The sequence below is a fragment of the Dyella sp. RRB7 genome, assembly GCF_022761115.1.
GTDB lineage: Bacteria > Pseudomonadota > Gammaproteobacteria > Xanthomonadales > Rhodanobacteraceae > Dyella.
The window spans coordinates 817,906-836,226 of record NZ_JAKWJS010000001.1 but is presented as its reverse complement, the minus strand read 5'-3'; the positions used below and the strand labels follow the sequence as shown (position 1 = coordinate 836,226).

The 18,321-nt window shown below is 67.8% G+C and carries 17 protein-coding genes; 5 read left to right on the top strand and 12 right to left on the bottom strand.

Annotated elements, in window-relative coordinates; all coding sequences use genetic code 11:
• Positions 1-93 precede the first annotated feature (93 nt).
• From MJ606_RS03845 to MJ606_RS03835, 3 genes are all read right to left on the bottom strand, one after another.
• Positions 94-1,323 carry a multifunctional CCA addition/repair protein gene (locus tag MJ606_RS03845; protein WP_243048078.1) on the bottom strand — a complete coding sequence of 410 codons (1,230 nt, stop codon included), beginning with the start codon at positions 1,321-1,323 and terminating at the stop codon, positions 94-96.
• A gap of 115 nt (positions 1,324-1,438) precedes the next feature.
• A complete protein-coding gene (locus MJ606_RS03840; RefSeq protein WP_243048077.1) occupies positions 1,439-2,377 on the bottom strand; it encodes a complex I NDUFA9 subunit family protein in 939 nt (312 codons plus the stop codon).
• A gap of 13 nt (positions 2,378-2,390) precedes the next feature.
• Positions 2,391-4,472, bottom strand: a complete 2,082-nt coding sequence (locus MJ606_RS03835) for a transglycosylase SLT domain-containing protein (protein ID WP_243048076.1) — start codon at positions 4,470-4,472, stop codon at positions 2,391-2,393.
• A 217-nt stretch (positions 4,473-4,689) separates the two neighbouring features.
• Here MJ606_RS03835 and MJ606_RS03830 point away from each other — a divergent pair, with 217 nt between their 5' ends.
• Positions 4,690-6,309, top strand: a complete 1,620-nt coding sequence (locus MJ606_RS03830; protein ID WP_243048075.1) for a glycoside hydrolase family 17 — start codon at positions 4,690-4,692, stop codon at positions 6,307-6,309.
• Here MJ606_RS03830 and MJ606_RS03825 read toward each other — a convergent pair.
• From MJ606_RS03825 to MJ606_RS03805, 5 genes are all read right to left on the bottom strand, one after another.
• Positions 6,208-6,642 (bottom strand): hypothetical protein, encoded by a 435-nt coding sequence (locus MJ606_RS03825; protein WP_243048074.1) that lies wholly within the window; start codon positions 6,640-6,642, stop codon positions 6,208-6,210. The genes MJ606_RS03830 and MJ606_RS03825 overlap by 102 nt on opposite strands.
• Positions 6,639-7,448: an endonuclease/exonuclease/phosphatase family protein gene (locus MJ606_RS03820; protein ID WP_243048073.1), complete on the bottom strand. Its 810-nt coding sequence runs from the start codon at positions 7,446-7,448 to the stop codon at positions 6,639-6,641. The genes MJ606_RS03825 and MJ606_RS03820 overlap by 4 nt, the downstream gene beginning before the upstream one ends.
• 119 nt (positions 7,449-7,567) lie before the next feature.
• On the bottom strand, positions 7,568-8,221 hold the full coding sequence (locus MJ606_RS03815; RefSeq protein ID WP_243048072.1) for a thiol:disulfide interchange protein DsbA/DsbL: 654 nt from the start codon (positions 8,219-8,221) through the stop codon (positions 7,568-7,570).
• A 44-nt stretch (positions 8,222-8,265) separates the two neighbouring features.
• Positions 8,266-9,129 carry a thiol:disulfide interchange protein DsbA/DsbL gene (locus MJ606_RS03810; protein WP_243048071.1) on the bottom strand — a complete coding sequence of 288 codons (864 nt, stop codon included), beginning with the start codon at positions 9,127-9,129 and terminating at the stop codon, positions 8,266-8,268.
• 74 nt (positions 9,130-9,203) lie between these two features.
• Positions 9,204-9,971, bottom strand: a complete 768-nt coding sequence (locus MJ606_RS03805; protein WP_243048070.1) for a c-type cytochrome — start codon at positions 9,969-9,971, stop codon at positions 9,204-9,206.
• 110 nt (positions 9,972-10,081) lie between these two features.
• On the opposite strand from MJ606_RS03805, the gene yihA reads away from it, so the two are divergent.
• On the top strand, positions 10,082-10,723 hold the full coding sequence (gene yihA, locus MJ606_RS03800; RefSeq protein ID WP_243048069.1) for a ribosome biogenesis GTP-binding protein YihA/YsxC: 642 nt from the start codon (positions 10,082-10,084) through the stop codon (positions 10,721-10,723).
• Here yihA and MJ606_RS03795 read toward each other — a convergent pair.
• A complete protein-coding gene (locus tag MJ606_RS03795; protein WP_243048068.1) occupies positions 10,720-11,211 on the bottom strand; it encodes a GAF domain-containing protein in 492 nt (163 codons plus the stop codon). The two genes, yihA and MJ606_RS03795, sit on opposite strands and share 4 nt — an antisense overlap.
• A gap of 127 nt (positions 11,212-11,338) precedes the next feature.
• Here MJ606_RS03795 and bioD point away from each other — a divergent pair, with 127 nt between their 5' ends.
• From bioD to dcp, 3 genes are all read left to right on the top strand, one after another.
• Complete coding sequence (bioD, locus tag MJ606_RS03790; RefSeq protein ID WP_243048067.1) at positions 11,339-12,010, top strand: dethiobiotin synthase; 672 nt, start codon at positions 11,339-11,341, stop codon at positions 12,008-12,010.
• Between the two features lie 50 nt (positions 12,011-12,060).
• Positions 12,061-12,411, top strand: a complete 351-nt coding sequence (locus MJ606_RS03785) for a hypothetical protein (protein ID WP_243048066.1) — start codon at positions 12,061-12,063, stop codon at positions 12,409-12,411.
• A gap of 75 nt (positions 12,412-12,486) precedes the next feature.
• The gene (gene dcp / locus MJ606_RS03780; protein ID WP_243048065.1) at positions 12,487-14,700 is read left to right on the top strand and encodes a peptidyl-dipeptidase Dcp; all 2,214 of its coding nucleotides are present in this window, start codon (positions 12,487-12,489) and stop codon (positions 14,698-14,700) included.
• Between the two features lie 78 nt (positions 14,701-14,778).
• On the opposite strand, the gene MJ606_RS03775 is transcribed toward dcp, so the two are convergent.
• The 3 genes from MJ606_RS03775 to MJ606_RS03765 all read right to left on the bottom strand — a co-directional run bounded on the left by MJ606_RS03775 (position 14,779) and on the right by MJ606_RS03765 (position 18,267).
• Positions 14,779-16,146 (bottom strand): glutamate--cysteine ligase, encoded by a 1,368-nt coding sequence (locus tag MJ606_RS03775; protein ID WP_243048064.1) that lies wholly within the window; start codon positions 16,144-16,146, stop codon positions 14,779-14,781.
• A gap of 83 nt (positions 16,147-16,229) precedes the next feature.
• Positions 16,230-17,609: a sensor histidine kinase gene (locus tag MJ606_RS03770; RefSeq protein WP_243048063.1), complete on the bottom strand. Its 1,380-nt coding sequence runs from the start codon at positions 17,607-17,609 to the stop codon at positions 16,230-16,232.
• Positions 17,602-18,267: a response regulator gene (locus tag MJ606_RS03765; RefSeq protein WP_243048062.1), complete on the bottom strand. Its 666-nt coding sequence runs from the start codon at positions 18,265-18,267 to the stop codon at positions 17,602-17,604. Before MJ606_RS03765 ends, MJ606_RS03770 begins: the two co-directional genes overlap by 8 nt.
• Positions 18,268-18,321 lie beyond the last annotated feature (54 nt).

The window sequence follows — 18,321 nt, the reverse complement described above, 5'->3', positions numbered from 1 at the left end:
TTATACACGCGGGGAGGCCCACGTGGCATCGCGGGCGATATTGAGCCAGCTACCTTAGTAACAGCTGTCTTCCGTCAGGCTTTCCGTGCCGGCTCAGGCGAGGGGGCGGCACAAGGCCGCGATCGCGGCGACCCGCGCCGCCGCCATGGCCTCGCCGATGGCCGGCCCTTGCAGGCCCCTGGCCACAAACGGCGCCGAACTGACTGCCGCCGCCGCATCCCGCGCCTGCCGCAGGTAAGCGGCCTGCGGATAGGCGTCGTGCTCATGCCCCAGGCGACCGCGCTTGTCCGCCTCGCAGGCGGCCAGGAATAGCGCCAGCCGCTCGGGCCGCCGCAACGCGTCCAGCGAGGAGAGCAGGCGCAGCACGGTGGCCGGCTTCAGCTCGAAGGCCCGGTGCGCGTTGAGATGCTCGCGGCACACCTGCTCGGCCAGGGTGGCGTGCTCGGTCGGCACCTTCAGGCGGGCGACCAGCCGCTGCAGCGGCGCCACCCCGGCGTGCTCATGGCCCAGGTGGCGCGGCAGGACATCAGCGGGCGTCAGCGCCTTGCCCAGGTCGTGGGTGAGCGCGCAAAAGCCCACCACGTCGCTGCCCGGGGCAATGCGCGCCGCCATGTCCAGCACCATCTCCACGTGCAGCCCGGTGTCGATTTCCGGGTGGAACTCCGCGCGCTGCGGCACGCCATACAGCGCATCCACTTCGGGAAACAGCACGGCCAGCGCGCCCGACTCGCGCAGCACGCGCAGGAAAGCGGAAGGCTGCGCTTCGCCCAGGGCCTTGCGCGTCTCCTGCCATACCCGCTCGGGCACCAGGTGATCCACCTCGCCATCGCGCACCATCTGCTGCATCAGCGCCATCGTCTCCGGCGCCACGCTGAAGCCCAGCGGCGCGAAGCGTGCGGCGAAGCGCGCCACGCGGAGCAGTCGCACGGGGTCTTCCACGAACGCTGGCGACACGTGGCGCAGCAGGCGTCGTTCGAGGTCGCGGGCGCCGTCGAACGGGTCCACCAGTGAACCATCCTCGGCCTCGGCCATGGCATTGATGGTGAGGTCGCGGCGCGCGAGGTCTTCTTCCAGCGTCACGCCAGGATCGGCGTGGAAGGCGAAGCCGTGATAGCCATGTCCCGTCTTGCGTTCGGTGCGCGCCAGGGCGTATTCCTCGCCGGTCCTGGGATGCAGGAAGACCGGAAAATCCTTGCCGACGGGGCGGTAGCCCTGGGCGAGCAACTCCTCGGGGCGGGCGCCGACCACGACATGATCGCGATCGGCGACTGTCCGGCCGAGCAGTTTGTCGCGGACGGCACCGCCGACGAGATAGATGCGCATGAGGGGGATTCTGCCACGGGGTGGGGATGTGCTTGCTGCTCATCGTGCGGATGGAGGTTGGGCAAGCGCGAGGCGCGCTTGCCCAACCTCCATCCGGCTGACCAGCCAAAAAAGCTCAGCGCGTCCGCGCCAACGCCAATCGCCGCTCCCTCGCGGGCGCATGCAGCAGCACCGGCAACCATGCCGAGAACGGCTGCGGCGTGATGCCCAGCGCCGCATAACCATCCACCTTGCCCACCGAGTCGGTCCGCAGCGTGCGGAAGTTGTCCAGCGAAAACGGTTTGCCCGGCAGCAGCTCGGCGACCTGCGCCTGCAGCCGTCCCAGGCTGTCGGGCAGCGGAATGATGGGTGTGCGCAGGCCGAGGGTGTCGCGGATCTTGTGCACGATCTCGCCCAGCGTGAGCACTTCCGGCCCGTACAGCTCGTAGCTGCGGTCGACGCCGAGCTTGTCGTCGCCGACGCAACGGGCGATGGCCTCGGCCACGTCGCCTGACCAGGTCGGCGCAAGGCGCGAGGCGGCGCGCGCCAGCGGCAGCACCGGCAGCTGCTTCAGCAGGCTGGCAAAACGACTGACCAGGCCGCCGCCCGCGCCGAACATCACGCTGGGCTGGTAGATGGTCCAGTCCAGCGACGAGTTGCGCACCTGCGCCTCGGCCTCGCCCTTGCTCTTGAGGTATTGCGACAGGCCCTGGCCCGCCTTGAGCGCGCTCATGTGATGCAGTCGCGACACGCCGGCGGACTGGCAGGCGGCGATCACGCGCTGGGTCAGCTCCACGTGCGCGCGCTGGAAGCTCTGGTCGCCCACGTTGTTGAGGATGCCGACCAGGTTGATGATGGCGTCGGCGCCGTCGAACTGTCGGCGCAGCGCGTTGCCGTCGTAGATGTCGACGCTGCGGATGCGCACGTTGGGCAGCACGCCCAACTCGCGGCGGCGCTCGCGGTTGCGCGAGAGCAGCAGGATGCGATGGCCATCGGCGGCCAGTCGCGGCAGCAGTTGCCTGCCGACGAAGCCGGTGCCGCCGAGGACGACCAATTGCTGTGCTTTCCGGGTCACACGTATCTCCACGTCAACGCGTACCACTGGATGAGGCAGCGGCCGGCGCCGGCATGCTGCTGGCAGGGGCGGCAGTGGCTGCTTCCGCCGGTGCGGGCGGGGCGATCACTGGGCAAGTCGCCAGCTTACGCTGACTGTGGCCATCGGGGAGTTGGTAGGTCTGCCCAATCGGCGTCAGGCGCTGGGACAGCGTTACCGCGTTGCCGTGCTGGCGCCAGTCGTAGATCACCGCGAAGGACATCACGCGCGCCACGTACTCGCGGGTTTCCTTGTAGGGAATGGTGGCGACGAACAGGTCGGGGGACAGGCTGCCGCGCGCTTCGAGCCATTGGTCCACCTTGCCCGGGCCGGCGTTGTAGGCGGCGCTGGCCAGCCATGGCGCACCGTTGAAGCGATCCGCCATCTGCGCGAGATAGCGCGTGCCCAGCTTGATGTTGACGACCGGGTCGAACAGCGTGTCGCCGCCGCCCCAGTCGAGGCCGTTGCGCTTGGCCACCAGCGCGGCCGTCGACGGCAGCAGCTGCATCAGGCCACGCGCGTCGGCGCCGGAGCGTGCGTCGGGCATCCAGGCGCTTTCGGCGCGCAGGATGGCGTATGCCCACGAGGGATCGATGCCGGCTTCCTGCGCCTGCGGCACCACGCCGTCCTGGCTGGCCAGCGGGAAGCGCTGCTCGTAATAGCGCAGGGCGTCGCCGGTGTTGAAGGTGAACACGGCGCGGTCGTACCAGCCGCGGCGGTAGGCGAGGTCCACCGCCAGCTTCAACGTATCCGGATCGGCGCCGTCGAGCGCCTGTGTCCATTCGCGGCGCGCCAGCTTTGGCAGGTCCACCGCGTACAGTTCGAATGCGCGCAGCAAACCGCGATTGGCCAGCAACGCCTGCTCGCGTTGCGGGTCGCCGTTGAGCGTGAGCTGGCAGATGCCGTAGGGCAGGCCAAGACGATCGGCGGCGAGGAAGCCGAAGAAGGTGGGTTCCGTCGCCAGCGAGGTGAGCACGCGCTGGGCGTCGGCACTGCGGCCCAGTTCGGTCAGTGCGCGGGCACGGAACCAGCGCCATTCGCCGTCCTGCTGCTGCGTCGGCGGCATCGCGTCGATGGCGGCAAGCACGGCCGTCCAGTCCAGCTGCGCCAGCGCGGCGCGCACGCGCCACTCGCGGCTCACATCGGTCTGCGCCGAGGGCGGCAGGGCGATCAGGCGCGACAACGCGCTCTGGTCGTAATCGGTGGCGTGGAACAGGGCCAGCGCATACAGCACGCGGTCGCGTTGCTCGGGAGAGAAGGTGAAACGACTCTGCAGCTTCTGCCAGGCGATGTCGGCGGTGACCGACTGGCGGCGCGCCAGCCGTTCCAGCGCCAGCGTGGCGGCCTGGCGGTCGCGCGGCGTATCGGGCCACTGCGCCGCCGCGGTCACCGCGCTGCCCGGGTCGCGCAAGGCGGTGGCGATGCGTTGCGCTTCCGGTGTCTGATCGGGCGGCAGCCAGTCGGCGATTGCCGCGATGGTGCCCGGCTGGTTGGCGTCGGCGGCGCGGTCGATGCGGTCCCACAGGCGCGGCGCGGTGAGCAGGCCCTGGTCGTGTGCGGCGCTCAGCACCGGATCGCAGGCGCTGGGCAGCTTGGGCTTGGCCCACAAGGCGGCGAGATCGCGATCGAAGTCGAGCGTGCCGCCCTTGGCCAGCTGCGCCTGCAGCGCGTTGCAGGCCAGCGCATCGCCGAGGCCGGGCTGGTACATGGCGAGGAAGCTGTCCCAGTCCTGCCGGCGGGCCAGTTCGGTCAGGAAGTCGCGGCGCAGGTCGCTCGCCGGAATCAGCCCGGGATTGCGCTTGAGATAATCCTCCACCCGGGCCCGGTCGAGCTGGCGGATGTCGTGGGTCAGCGCCGCTGCTTCCAGGTAGGGGTAGAGCGGATAGTCCTGCAGCCCGCTGGCCAAGCTGCGCCAGCCGTCGCCACCCTGCTGGGCTGCGGCGTAGGCCTGCCTGAACGTCGCGCGCTGGGTCTCGGTGGGTTCGGCGGCGCTGGCGGCACCGGCGGCCAGCCACAGGCCAGCGATCACGATGAGCAGACGTCGGGCGTAACGCCGCGGTGCTGCGTGAAGGGACATGACAACTCCTTGGGGCTTGTTCAATGCCGATCCCGGCACAGTGTACTTGGCGACTTCCGCTGGGACGGTGCGCTGCAGAGCCCGGCAGCATGGCCAACGGCCGCTGAGCGTGGCGTGAAACGCCGGGGTGGCCGGCCGCACACATGGCGGAGCGGGCCAGCCTGATAGAATCGCCCGCCCATCAGGCGCCGCATCCGGCGCATTCGTCAGGAAGCGCATGTCGCCATCGCCCTCGCCGTTATCCCGTGTAGCGCCGCTTGCGTGGCTGATCCTTGTCGCGGCCGCACTGTCGGGTGGGCTGTGGTGGTGGAACGTTGGCCGTCCGGTGCCGCTGGCCGACACGCCCACCGCGCATATCGCCTGCGTGTCCTATGCGCCCTTCCGCAAGCCGGGCGAAACGCCGCTCGATCCTCGTGCCTTCGTCAGCCCCGAGCGCATCGACGCCGATCTGCGGGCGTTGTCGCAGCGCTTCGATTGCGTGCGTACCTACTCGCAGGGCCTCGGCCTCAACGCCGTGCCGCAGATTGCCCAGCGCTACGGCATGAAGGTGCTGATGGGCATCTGGATCGGCCGCGATCCGGCGGGCAACGAGCGCGAGATCCAGCTGGGTATCGCCACCGCCAAGGCCTACCCGGACGTGTTGCGTGGCGTGATCGTGGGCAACGAGGTGCTGCTGCGGGGCGAGCAGTCGTCCACCTCGCTGGCGGCCTATGTGAACCAGGTGCGCGACGCGATCCATGACACCCACGTACCGGTCACCTATGCCGACGTGTGGGAGTTCTGGCTGCGTTATCCGCAGATGGCCAATGCGGTGGACTACATCACCATTCACATCCTGCCGTACTGGGAGGACGAACCGGTCGAACCGAAGGACGCCCTGCAGCATGTGGCCGAGGTCTATGCCCATGTGAAGGCGAGTTTTCCCGGCCGCGCGGTGATGATCGGCGAGACCGGCTGGCCCAGCGAGGGCAAGCAGCGCCGCGGCGCCGCCGCCAGCCTGGTGAACGAGGCGCGCTACCTGCGCGAGTTCCTGCGCTACGCCGGCAGCGTGGACATGCCCTACAACGTGATCGAGGCCTTCGACCAACCCTGGAAGCGCCAGCAGGAAGGCACCGTGGGCGGCTACTGGGGCATCTTCGATGTGAATGCGCAGCCGAAGTTCGCCATGCAGGGCCCGGTGGTGGAGGAGCCGCGCTGGCTGCTGGGCTGGTGGGCGGGCGCGGCGGGCGCGGTGCTGTTCCTGCTGGCCGGGCTGTGGCGCCGTGAGTGGCGCAGCCCGCGCAGTCGGGTGGCGCTGGCGCTGGCGGGGTTCGCCAGCGGCACCGCCATGGCATGGCAGTTCCGCCAGATGTGGTTCGCCTGCCGCAACCAGACCGAATGGGTGTTCTGCGGACTGATCTGCCTGCTGGCGCTGCTCACCGCCATTGCGCTGGCCCGCTGGGTGGCCGCGCGACTGGGCGGCCTGCCGGCGACCAAGGCACCGGACCCGCGGCTGCGTTTCTGCTGGATGTTCGCGCTGGCCTTCTACGGCCTGCTGCTGGCCTTCGATGGCCGCTACCGCGATTTCCCGCTGGGCATGTTCTGGCCGCCCGCGCTGGGCTACCTGCTGGCCTCGCTGCTGGATGTGCGGGATGCCGTGCTGCCTTCGGTGGAGGCGCGCTTTCTCGCCTGCGTGATGCCGCTGCTGGCGGCCATGGCCGTGGTGCAGGAGATCGGGCTCAGCCCGCCGGCCTGGCTATGGCTGGGCGTGAACCTGGCGCTCGGTGGCGCGGTGTTGGTCGACTGGCGTCGGGCCAGCCGCCTGCAGGCGCACCAGGCGCAGGCAGCCGATCAATAGCGCCAACGCGCCGGGCACGAAGCAGTACAGGATCACCGCGAACAGGCCGGTCGCCGCGGCGAGCCACGCCAATGGCAGCTTCTGCCAGCGCAGCGCCAGCACGGTGGCCGCCATCGCCACCCAGCCGAAGATGCCGATCGCCCAGCCGAAGATGTTGCCGGTGATGAAGCCGGTGACGGTCAGGTGGCGCAGGTCGCAGCTGAGGGCGTGGCTGGTCTCGCAGATGCGTGCCACGTCGGCCGATTCGATCAGCCCATAGCGCAGCCCGGCGGCGATCGCGCCGACGACGAGCACCAGCAGCCAGGGCAAGGTAAGGCAGAGCAAGCGCTTCATCGGCGGAGTCGGTGGGTGCGTGGTGCGACATGGTCGGGCAAGCGGATCTCCGCTGCCAGCGGCAGGTGGTCGGAAAACGCTTGCGGCAGCGCCCAGACCTTGTCGAGCCGGATCGACTCGGAGGTCAGGATATGGTCCAGTGCCTTGCGCGGCTTCCAACTGGGGAACGTCGGCGTGGGCTGCGCCGGGCCCACCAGGCTGGAGTGGGCGAACAGCTGCTGCATCTCGGCGCTGCGCACGTCGGTATTGAGGTCGCCCATCAACACGGCATGGCGATAGTCCTGCAGCACCTCGGCGATGAAGGCCAGCTGCCTGGCGCGGGCCGGCGCGCTCAGCGACAGGTGGGCGATCATCACTGCCAGCGCATCCGGACCCTCGCCAAACCGCGCCAGCAGGGCGCCACGGCCCGGGATGCGGCTGGGCAGCGGGTAGTCCAGCACGCTGGTGGGTTCCAGCCGGCTGATCAGGCCGTTGGCCGAGTGGGCCAGGCGCGCCATCGGGCGATTGGGCTGATGGCTCCAGAACGGCATGCCCGCTGCTTCGGCGAGATAACGGGTCTGGTTGAGGAAGCCCGAGCGCAGGCTGCCGGCGTCGGCTTCCTGCAGGCCGATCACGTCGAACTGCGGCAGCACTTCGGCCAGGCGGTCGAGGTTTTCCAGCTTGCTGCGGCCGGGCAGCACCGCGTTGATGCTGCGAGTGACGTATTCGCTGTAGCGCTGGACGCTGGCGCCGGCCAGGATATTGCAGCTCAGCAGACGCAATCGGCGTTCAGGAGCGGCAGCGGGCTTGGGATCGGCGCGGGTCATCGGGCGGGCAGGGTAGTCGCAAAAGGGTGGCCGCCGCCATCGCGGCGGCGATCCGGCCCGTAAGAATGCCCAGTTTGACGTGAATGCGGGGAAAGTCCCAGGGGCCCTCCCCGCCAGGCTTACTTGCCGGCCAGCTCGCGCTTGGCCAGCCACTGGGTCAAGGCGGACAGTTCATCCAGGGTCTTGACGTTGGCGCTGCGGTACTTGCCGTTGACCACGATGGTCGGGGTGCCGTCCACCTGCCACTGCTGGACCAGCGTCATGTCCTTGCGGATCTGCGCGGTGACCTCGTCCGAGCTGGCGATGCGCAGGAACTCCTCGCGATTCACCCCATGGCTGGCATAGAAGTCGGCCAGCTCGTCCAGCGTGGAGATCGGGTAGTGCTCGTCGAACTTGGCCTTGAACAGCGCCAGGTGCGTCTGCTCCACCACGCCCAGCTTCTGGGCGGCGTAGAACGCGCGGGCGTAGGGCAGCCATTCGTCGTTGAACGCGGCGGGCATCAGCTTGAACACCACGCCGGGCGGCAGCTGCTTGCGCAGCTGGTCGGCGATCGGCGCGAAGTGGGCGCAATGGATGCAGCCGTAGGAGAACACCTCGACCACTTCCACCTTGCCGGCATCGCTGAGGCGATGGGCCGGGCCGGCGATGGTCACGTACTCGGCACCGTCGGTGTACGGCGCCGGCTCATTAGAGCCGGTGGCGGTGCAGGCACTGGCCAGCACCAGGCCGGCCAGCAGGCCAAGTACGCGCAGGGGGGCAAAACGCTTGAACATGGGTCGGTACTCTCGGGTGATTGGTGTCGGTGGCGGGCGGGGGCTTACTTGCCGGCCGCTTCCTTGGACACCAGCCACTTCACCAGTTCAATCGCCTGCTCGTCGCCGCCGGCGGTGCCGCGGTCGAGGCGGTACTTGCCGTCGATGATGATGGTGGGCGTGCCTTCCACGCCATAGGCCTTCACCAGCTCGTCGGCGCGCTTGACCTTGGTGTTGATGGTGAAGGAGTTGGCCGTGGCCACGAATTCCTTCGGGTCGACGCCGAACTTGGCATAGACCTTGGCGGCGTCGTCGAGCGTGGGCAGGGCGGAGGACGGCTTGAGGCCGCGGCCGCCGGGGGCCATGGCGCTCAGTTCTTCGCTCTTCCACACGGCGTCGTACATGGCGTCGTTGGCCTTGTCGGCCACGCCCAGCGCCTGCGCGGTGAGGTAGGCACGCTGCAGCATCGGCCAGTTTTCCTGCGGCATGAACGAGGCCGGCAGATAGGCCACCACGGCGTCGGCGGGCAGCTCCTGCACCAGCTTGTTCATCACCGGGTGGAACTGGTTGCAGGCCGGGCAGCCGTACGAGAACACCTCGACCACTTCAACCTTGTCGGTATTGGTGAGCTTGGGCTGGGCCGGCTCGATGCGGACATAGTTCTTGCCTTCCACCCACTTGCCGTCGTCGACGAACGGGGTGGCCGGCGGCGCGGCGGGCGCGGGCGCCTGGGCGGCCGTGCTGGCAGCGGCAGGCGCCGCCGTGCTCGCGGCTGCCGGGGCGGCAGCGGTCGAAGCGGCCGGCGGCTGGGCGGCGGGCGCGCTGGCGGCAGGGGCCGGTTGCGGCGCCGGGCTGGCGTTGTCGTTGTTGTTGCTGCAGGCGGCGAGCGCGAGCAGGGCGGTACACAGGAACGACAAACGCTTCAACATGGTGATCCTCGGTGCGCTGGGCATGGCTTGGAACGAACACGCCAGCCGGGTGCCGGCCGGCGTGTGCAGGGCAATCACTTGGCGGCGGAGGCGCCCGCCCCTTCGGCGGCGTGCAGGCCTTCGACATAGCTGGCCACGGCGGCGATGTCCTTTTCGTCCAGTTTCTTGGCAATGCCCGGCATGATCTGGGCATGGGCCTCATCGCCCCAGGTCGTGCCGTCGTGCCAGGCCTTCAGCGTGGCCTCGATGTACTGCGCGTGCTGGCTGGTCAGCTGCGGGTACATGGCGCCGGGGTTGCCGCGGCCGTCGATGCTGTGACAGGCCATGCAGGCGGGTACGCCCTTGCTGGTGTCGCCTTCGCGATACAGCTGCTGGCCGCGCGCGACCAGCGCCTGGTCGGCCACGCCGGGCAGCGACGACTTGCTGGCGAAGTAGGCGCCGATGTCGTGCATGTCCTGTTCGGACAGCGGGGTGGCCATGCCCAGCATGATCGGGTTCTGGCGCTTGCCGCTCTTGAAGCTGGTCAGCTGGTGGGCGATGTACGACTCGTGCTGGCCGGCAAGCTTCGGGTATTGCGGGTCGCTGGAGTTGCCGTCCATGCCATGGCAGGCGCCGCAAACGGCGGCCTTGGCGGCGCCGGCGGTGGCGTCGCCCGGCTTGACGGCGGCCGGTGCAGCGGCAGCTTGTTCGGCGGTGGCGGCCGCGGCAGGCTGGGCGGCGCTGGCCGCGGCGGCCGGTGCCTTGGCTTGCTGGGCGAGAACCACGCTAGAAGACAGCGCAAAGACGAGGGCTACGGCATAACCAACAACAGCGGACCGAGAACCGGCGGGCCGAAAACTCATACACTTGTCTCCCGAAAAACTGCTATGGCTGCACGGCTCGCACAGACCTGCACGTCCGCAACTGGCAGAAACTCCCGGATTATCTCTGCGCCACCTTAGTCGGTCAAACCATGCCAAATCCCTTACAGGGCGCCCAGTTCGTGCTGGCTGCCCATCGAATCTCGCAGCTCCCGCACGATAGTGGCGGCGAGGTGGCGTTCGCCGGTCGCTCCAATGCGGGCAAGTCCAGCGCGCTCAATGCGTTGACCGGCCATCGCGGCCTGGCCCGTACCTCCAAGACGCCGGGGCGCACCCAGCAGATGGTGGCCTTCTCGCTGCCGCCGCTGGTCCAGGGGGACGGCCAGCCGCCGCTGGAGGTGCGTCTTATTGACCTACCCGGCTATGGCTATGCCAAGGTGCCGCCTGAACTGCGCGATCACTGGAAGCAGGAGATCGACGCCTATCTGCATCGGCGGCGCAGCTTGCGGGGCATTGTGCTGATCAGCGACATCCGTCATCCGATGAAGGAATTCGACCGGATGATGCTGGAGTTCTGCTTCGCCACTCACCTGCCGTGCCACGTGCTGCTGACCAAGGCCGACAAGGTCTCGCGCAGCCAGGCCGCGCAGGCGCTGGCTTCGTTGCGCAAGGAGCTGGCCGCTGGCGGCACGCAGGCCACCGCTCAGGTGTTCTCGTCCTCCGCGCCGACCGGCGTGGACGAGGCGCGCGACACGGTGATGACCCTGCTGCGCACGCCCCGCATCGACGCTTAGCGGTTAACGCTCTGCATGAACACCGCGCACAGTGCTTCCATGCCCGCGCGGTCTTCATCGTCGAAGCGCGCGATGCGGGGGCTGTCCACGTCCCACACGCCGAACAGGCTGCCGTCGGCGCGCACCAGCGGCACCACGATCTCCGATTGGGAGGCGGCGTCGCAGGCGATATGCCCGTCGAAATCGTGGACGTCGCGTACCACCTGGGTGGTGCGCGTCTGCGCGGCGGTGCCGCACACGCCGCGGCCAAGCGCGATGCGGATGCATGCGGGCTTGCCCTGGAACGGTCCCACCACCAGCTCGCTGCCGTCGAACAGATAGAACCCGCACCAGTTGAGGTCGGCCAGGCTGTGGTAGACCAGTGCGGAGAAGTTCGCGGCATTGGCGATCACGCTGGGCTCGCCTTCGAGCAGGCCGCGCGCCTGGCTGCACAGGTCCTCGTAGTGTTCGCGCTTGCTGGCGTAGGCCTGCGTGGTGACTTCAAACATGACATCGGCCCTGTCGGCAAAGTCCGTATTATGCGCCTGACCAGCCGGGGTGCGGCGATCGCGACCGCCCGGCGGCGACGGCACGTCGGGGTGGTGTTTTCTCATTCGTCATCAGGGGTGACGTGACATGTCGACATTCTTTATCGCGGGTACCGATACCGGCGTGGGCAAAACCCATGCCACCTGCGCGTTGCTGCATGCGTTGCGCGCCCAGGGGCTGAACGCGTGCGGCATGAAACCGGTGGCCAGCGGTTGCGTCGAGACGGCCGAGGGACTGCGCAACGAGGACGGCCTGGCGCTGCAGGGGGCGAGCAGTGCGCCGATGCCCTATGAATGGATCAATCCCATCGCCCTGCGCGAGCCGGTGTCGCCGCACCTGGCCGCCGCGCACGAGGGCGTGGAGATCCGGTTGGCTCCCCTTTTCGAGGCGTTCGAACGGCTGCGCGACATCCATGACGTGGTGCTGGTCGAAGGCGTGGGCGGCTGGCTGGTGCCGCTGTCGCGCGGGTTGCTGGCGTCGGACATCGCGCGGCAATGGCAGTTGCCGGTGATCCTGGTGGTGGGCTTGCGTCTGGGCTGCATCAATCACGCCTTGCTCAGCGCGCGCGCCATCGCCACCGATGGCTGTCGCCTGGTCGGCTGGGTCGGCAACCTGATCGATCCGGACATGGCCGCGGTCGACGAGAACCTGGCCACCCTGCGCCAGCTGTTGCCGGCGCCTTGCCTGGGCGTGCTGCCCCATGGCGTCCCGGCCCATGTCGCCGCATCGCAACTGGATGTGGGCGCGATCTTGGAGTGATTTCACATGGCGTGTGCTTGCATGCGCCCATTCCGCAGGAGAGCCTTGCCATGTCCATTCGCAGTCACTACTACCTTTCGATCGCCGACCTGGCCCATGCGCGCGGTCCGGTGCCGTCACTGAGCTATGACGGCGCGGGGCCGGATGACCTGGCCGCTGCATTGCAAAATGCCGTGCGTACCCCCGGGCTGTTCGAGCGCTGGCGCGCCCTGCAGGACGAGCCGGACGACGTCGATCCGGCCCTGGGGGCGATCGACCCGGCCGCCACGGTCAGCGCTCGCGTGGATGACCTGCGCATCGACGTGGACCTCATCACCGACCTGCCGATGAGCATCGTGCGGCAACGGCTGAACCTGTTGATCGGGCCGAGCTGGCAGCTGCGGGATATGCGAAAGGCCTGACTTCCAGCCCTTGGCACCCGTGCCGGGGTGTGGTTACGCTCGGGGTTTGTTTCACCGCCCACATGGGGAACCCCGATGCTCCGTCTTCGTACACTCGTGATTGCCACTTCCATCGCGCTGGCTGCCTGCTCGCAGCAGTCCAACGACCAGGCCAAGCCGGCCGAGCAGCCGGCCCCGGCGAGCACCGCCCCGGCCAAGGCCGCCAGCGCCGCCGCCCCAGCCGCCGAGGTCAGTGCCGTGAACCCGTTCCTCGAACCCAGCACGCTGCCGTTCCAGGCGCCGCCGTTCGACAAGATCAAGGACGGTGACTACCAGCCGGCCTTCGAGGAGGGCATGAAGCAGCACCTGGCGGAGATCGAGAAGATCGCCGACAACCCGGAGCCGCCGACCTTCGAGAACACCTTCGTGGCGATGGAGAAATCCGGCGCCCTGCTGACCCGCGTCATGCATGCGTTCGACGCGGTGAGCGGCGCCAACACCAACGACACGCTGCAGAAGGTGCAGGAAGAGGAAGCGCCGAAGTTCGCCGAGCACCAGGACGCCATCGTCATGAACGCCAAGCTGTTCAAGCGTGTCGAGACGATCTACGACCAGCGCGATTCGCTCAAGCTCGATCCGGAATCCAAGCGCCTGGTGGAAGTGGTCTACAAGAACTTCGTGCACGGTGGCGCCAAGCTGTCCGACGCCGACAAGGCCAAGCTGAAGGACCTCAACAAGGAGGAGTCGAGCCTCACCACGCAGTTCACCAACAAGCTGCTGGCCGCCACCAAGGACGGCGCACTGGTAGTGGACGACAAGGCCAAGCTCGATGGCCTGTCCGACGGCGAAATCGCCTCGGCCGCCGAAGCCGCCCAGGGCCGCAAGCTCGACGGCAAGTGGGTGATCCCGCTGCAGAACACCACGCAGCAGCCGGCGCTGCAGCCGCTGAACGATCGTGCCACCCGCGAAGCGCTGTTCAAGGCCTCGTGGAATCGCGCGGAGAAGGGCGACGCCAACGACACCCGCGAGCTGATCTCGCGCATCGCGCAGATCCGCGCCGAACAGGCCAAGCTGCTCGGCTACCCGAACTACGCGGCGTGGAAGCTGGAAGACCAGATGGCCAAGACGCCGGAAGCGGCGCTGAAGTTCATGGACAACCTGGCGCCGGCCGCCACCGCGCGTGCCGCGCGCGAGGCCAAGGACATCCAGGACCTGATCGACCAGCAGAAGGGCGGCTTCAAGGTCGAGGCGTGGGACTGGAACCACTACGCCGAGCAGGTGCGCAAGGCCAAGTACGACCTCGACGAGTCGCAGATCAAGCCGTACTTCGAACTGGACAACGTGCTGCAGAACGGCGTGTTCTACGCCGCCAACCAGCTCTACGGGCTGACCTTCAAGGAGCGCAAGGACATTCCGGTGTGGCAGCCGGATGTGCGCGTGTTCGAAGTGTTCGACAAGGACGGCACCTCGCTGGCGCTGTTCTATTGCGACTACTTCAAGCGCGACAACAAGAACGGCGGCGCCTGGATGAGCAACCTGGTCGACCAGTCCAAGCTGCTGGGCACCAAGCCGGTGATCTTCAACGTCGCCAACTTCGCCAAGCCGGTGGCGGGCCAGCCGGCGCTGCTGTCGTTCGACGACGTGATCACCATGTTCCACGAGTTCGGCCATGGCCTGCACGGCATCTTCGCCGACTCGCAGTACCCGACGCTGTCGGGCACCTCGACCGCGCGTGACTTCGTGGAATTCCCCTCGCAGTTCAACGAGCACTGGGCGACCGATCCGAAGGTCTTCGCCAACTACGCGAAGAACTACAAGACCGGCGAGCCGATGCCGCAGGAGCTGGTGGACAAGATCAAGAAGGCCGCCACCTTCAACAAGGGCTACGACATGACCGAACTGGTCGGCGCCGCCCTGCTCGACATGAGCTGGCACAGCCTCAGCGCCGATGCGCCGAAGCAGGACCCGGACAAGTTCGAGGTGGATGCGCTGACCAAGGCCAAGATCAACCTCAGCTACGTGCCGCCGCGCTACCGTTCCAGCTACTTCCAGCACATCTGGGGCAACGGCTATGCCGCCGGCTACTACGCCTACCTGTGGACCGAGATGCTGGCCGACGATGCCTTCCAGGGTTTCGTGGAGCACGGTGGCCTCACCCGCGAGAATGGCGATCGCTTCCGCGCCATGATCCTCTCGCAGGGCAACACCGTGGAACTGAGCAAGCTGTACCACGACTGGCGCGGCAAGGAGCCGAGCATCGAGCCGATGCTGCTCAATCGTGGCCTGAAGGAAGCGCCGCAGAAGAAGTAAGGCGTTGCCCGATAGGCAAAAAAGGCCGGCATTGCCGGCCTTTTTTGTGGGCGGATGTCGCCCGGTGCCGGGCGCCGCTCAGTAGGCGAATTCGCGGAACACCGGGTCGACCACGCCGCCCCAGGGGCCGTGGAACAGCTCCAGCTTGCGTTCGGCGGGGGTCTGGTTGGCCTCGACGATCTCGATCATCGGCTCCAGGTAGATGCTTTCGTCGGCGCCGTTCTTGTTGAGGCGGGCACGGCGCTTGAGGCCGTGCGCGGCGATCTTCAGCGTCTCCGCCGCCAGTTCGCGCACGCTGTGCTGGCGGAACGGCAGCTTCAGCGCCTGCCTGGGCACACCGTCGCGCAGCGCGTGGCGCTCGGCGCGGGTGAAATCCTTCACCAGGTCCCAGGCGGCCTGCAGCGCGTCGTCGTCGTAAAGCAGGCCCACCCACAGCGCCGGCAGCGCACACAGGCGGTTCCATGGGCCACCATCGGCGCCGCGCATTTCCAGGTACTGCTTGAGGCGTACTTCCGGGAAAGCGGTGGTGAGGTGGTCGGCCCAGTCCTTCATGCTGGCCTTGACGCCGGGCAGGGCGGGCAGGTCGCCGCTCATGAACTGCTTGAAGTCCTGCCCGGCCAGGTCGACGTAATGGTTGTCCTGGTAGCTGAAGTACATCGGCACATCGAGCATGTAGTCGACGTAGCGCTCGTAGCCGAAGCCGTCCTCGAACACGAAATCGAGCATGCCGGTGCGGTTGGGGTCGGTGTCTTCCCACACGTGCGAGCGGTAGGAGAGATAGCCGTTTGGACGTCCGTCGGTGAACGGCGAGTCGGCGAACAGCGCGGTGGCGATCGGCTGCAGCGCGAGGCTGGTGCGGAACTTGCGCACCATGTCCGCCTCGCTGGAGAAGTCCAGGTTCACCTGCACGGTGCAGGTGCGCGTCATCATGTCCAGGCCGAGGTTGCCGACCTTGGGCATGTACTCGCGCATGATCTTGTAGCGCCCCTTGGGCATCCAAGGCATCTCGTCGCGGCGCCACTTCGGCTGGAAGCCCATGCCGAGGAAGCCGATGCCGAGGTCTTCGGCGATCGAGCGCACTTCCGCCAGGTGGGAATTCACTTCGCAGCAGGTCTGGTGCACCGACTCCAGCGGCGCCCCGGACAATTCCAGCTGGCCGGCCGGCTCCAGGGTGATGGAGGCCTTGTCGCGCGACAGCGCCACTGGGCTGTCACCCTCGCGGGCCACCTCCCAGCCATAACGCGTGGCCAGGGTTTCCAGCAGCACGCGGATGCCGCGATCCCCTTCGAAGGTGGGCGGGCGCAGGGTGTCGGTGAGGAAACCGAACTTCTCGTGCTCGGTGCCGATGCGCCAGGCGTCGCGTGGTTTCTCCCCCGCCGCCAGGTAGTCGGTCAACTGCTGGCGGCTGCCGATCGGCGTGCTCTTGACGGCACTAGGTATGGACACGGGGAACTCCTGACAAAGGGTGCCTCCCACTTTGGGGCTGATGGGCGCAAATTCAAAGTGCCCATGCAACGATGCTTCGCCGATCAGCCGGCGTCGGGGAAGTCGATGCGCATGCGGGTGCCCTGGCCCGAACGGCCGTCATGGATGCTCAGTTGCGCGCGATGCACGCGCGCCACCTCATCGACGATGGCCAGGCCCAGGCCGCAACCGTCTCCTGTACTGCCGGCGCCCCGATAGAAACGTTCGCGCACCTTCGCCCGTTCCGCCAGGGGGATGCCGCTGCCGTTGTCGTCCACTTCGAGGAACGCCCTGCCGTCCTCGATGCCGCAGCGAAGGGTGATATTGCCGCCAGCGGGCGTGTGGCGGATGGCGTTGTCGATCAGGTTGATCAGCAGCTCATGCAGCAGCCAGTACACGCCGGTGACCTGGGCCGCCTGGCTGTCCGCGCCCAGATCGATGCCGTGGGCCAGCGCGCGATCGAGCGAGCTGTCGATCACCTCGCCGATCAGCCGGGGCAGCTCGATCGAGGTGAAATGGCTGGCGCGATGCACGGAGGGTTCCGCGCGCGCCAGCGTCAGCAACTGGTTGGCCGTATGCGCCAGGCGATCCACGCCGCCCTGCAGCAGGCCGATGCGCTCCTGTAGCGGTGTGCCGGCGGTGTCGCGATTGAGTACTTCCAACTGGGCCTTGAGGCCGGTCAGCGGGGTGCGCAGTTGATGCGCCGCATTGGCCAGGAAGTGCTGCTGCGAAAGGACCGAATCGCGCACCCTGCCGAGCAGGGTATTGAGCGATTCCACCACCGGCAGTACCTCGCTAGGCACCTGCTCGACCGAGAGCTGCGACAATGCCAGCGGCGGGCGTCCGGCGATCTGCCGGCTCAGGCGCTGCAACGGACGCAGGGCGATGCGGATGCCGATCAGGGCGATGACCAGCACGGCGGCCATCTGGATGGTGTCGTTGATCAGGAAGGCCACATCCAGGCGGTGCACGGCCCGATCGCGCCGCAGCGGCGTTTCCGCCACGGTCACGGTGATCGGGGATCCCGTCTCGTTGGTGCGGTAGCTGGCGAGCCGCACCGGTTCCCCCCGGTAATGGATGTTGGTGTAGCTGAAGCCGTCCGCCGACTGGCTGTCCGGTGCCAGCGGCAGGTCGGGCACGCCGGCGATGGTCTGCCCGTCAGGCAGGCTTACGCGGTAGAAAAAATGCTCGCCGGCCATCGCGCGCAGCGGCGGCGGGGGGTGTTGCGGCAACGCCACCTGCGCTTGACCGTCCGGCGTGGGATGGATACGCGCCACGATTGCCAGCGCGGCGCGCGACAGCGAATGATCGAAGGCACTGTGGATCGGGCTGACGATGACGTGGTGGTCCACCGCGACGCCAGCCACCAGCAACAGTAACAGCGGGGCCAGCAGGTAACTCAACAGCCGGCTATGGACGCTGGCCGGATGCTTGCGATTAGCCATCTTCGAGGCGGTAGCCGAGTCCACGGATGCCGCGCACGGTAGCGGAGCCGCCCAGCTTGCTGCGCAGGCGCGACACGTGCACCTCGATGGCATTGCCCGAGATGTCTTCGCTCCAGCCGGTGATGGCCTGGGTGAGTCGATCCTTGCTCACCACGCGTCCGCTGTGATGGGCCAGGCATTCGAGGATGGACCACTCGCGGCGGGTCAGCTCCAGCACCTCGCCCGCAACGTTGAGCGCACGGCGACCGGCCAGGTCGATACGCAGGCCGCCGACCACGATCTCATTGGCCGCCGCCGCCGTGGCGCGACGGATCAGCGCACGGCATCGCGCCGCCAGCTCCGGCAACGCGAACGGCTTGACCAGGTAATCGTCGGCGCCCAGGTCGAGCGCATTGATGCGGTCGTCCAGCCCATCGCGTGCAGTCACGATCAGCAAGGGCAGCGAGCTGCCGCTGCGACGCAGGCGGCGCACCAGGCTCAGCCCGTCCTCGCCGGGCAGGCCAAGATCGACAATGGCCAGGTCGTAATGGGTGTCAGCCAAGCGGGCCGCGACAGACTCGGCATCAGGCACGGCATCGACGACGTAACCGCTGCCAACCAGCCCACGGGTAATGGCGTCGGATACCAGGGAATCGTCTTCGATTAGCAGGATGCGCATGGGACACGAGAATAGGTCAGTGCCGACATGCTAGCAGGGGCATATATAAGCCAC

Excerpts from the sequence above, each read along its gene's own strand:
- bioD (WP_243048067.1), top strand. The coding sequence starts at position 11,339 with ATGTCGACATTCTTTATCGCGGGTACCGATACCGGCGTGGGCAAAACC.
- MJ606_RS03810 (WP_243048071.1), bottom strand. The coding sequence starts at position 9,129 with ATGTTGAAGCGTTTGTCGTTCCTGTGTACCGCCCTGCTCGCGCTCGCC.
- MJ606_RS03825 (WP_243048074.1), bottom strand. The coding sequence starts at position 6,642 with ATGAAGCGCTTGCTCTGCCTTACCTTGCCCTGGCTGCTGGTGCTCGTC.
- dcp (WP_243048065.1), top strand. The coding sequence starts at position 12,487 with ATGCTCCGTCTTCGTACACTCGTGATTGCCACTTCCATCGCGCTGGCT.
- MJ606_RS03765 (WP_243048062.1), bottom strand. The coding sequence starts at position 18,267 with ATGCGCATCCTGCTAATCGAAGACGATTCCCTGGTATCCGACGCCATT.
- MJ606_RS03845 (WP_243048078.1), bottom strand. The coding sequence starts at position 1,323 with ATGCGCATCTATCTCGTCGGCGGTGCCGTCCGCGACAAACTGCTCGGC.
- MJ606_RS03835 (WP_243048076.1), bottom strand. The coding sequence starts at position 4,472 with ATGTCCCTTCACGCAGCACCGCGGCGTTACGCCCGACGTCTGCTCATC.
- MJ606_RS03770 (WP_243048063.1), bottom strand. The coding sequence starts at position 17,609 with ATGGCTAATCGCAAGCATCCGGCCAGCGTCCATAGCCGGCTGTTGAGT.
- yihA (WP_243048069.1), top strand. The coding sequence starts at position 10,082 with ATGCCAAATCCCTTACAGGGCGCCCAGTTCGTGCTGGCTGCCCATCGA.
- MJ606_RS03815 (WP_243048072.1), bottom strand. The coding sequence starts at position 8,221 with ATGTTCAAGCGTTTTGCCCCCCTGCGCGTACTTGGCCTGCTGGCCGGC.
- MJ606_RS03785 (WP_243048066.1), top strand. The coding sequence starts at position 12,061 with ATGTCCATTCGCAGTCACTACTACCTTTCGATCGCCGACCTGGCCCAT.
- MJ606_RS03805 (WP_243048070.1), bottom strand. The coding sequence starts at position 9,971 with ATGAGTTTTCGGCCCGCCGGTTCTCGGTCCGCTGTTGTTGGTTATGCC.
- MJ606_RS03795 (WP_243048068.1), bottom strand. The coding sequence starts at position 11,211 with ATGTTTGAAGTCACCACGCAGGCCTACGCCAGCAAGCGCGAACACTAC.
- MJ606_RS03820 (WP_243048073.1), bottom strand. The coding sequence starts at position 7,448 with ATGACCCGCGCCGATCCCAAGCCCGCTGCCGCTCCTGAACGCCGATTG.
- MJ606_RS03830 (WP_243048075.1), top strand. The coding sequence starts at position 4,690 with ATGTCGCCATCGCCCTCGCCGTTATCCCGTGTAGCGCCGCTTGCGTGG.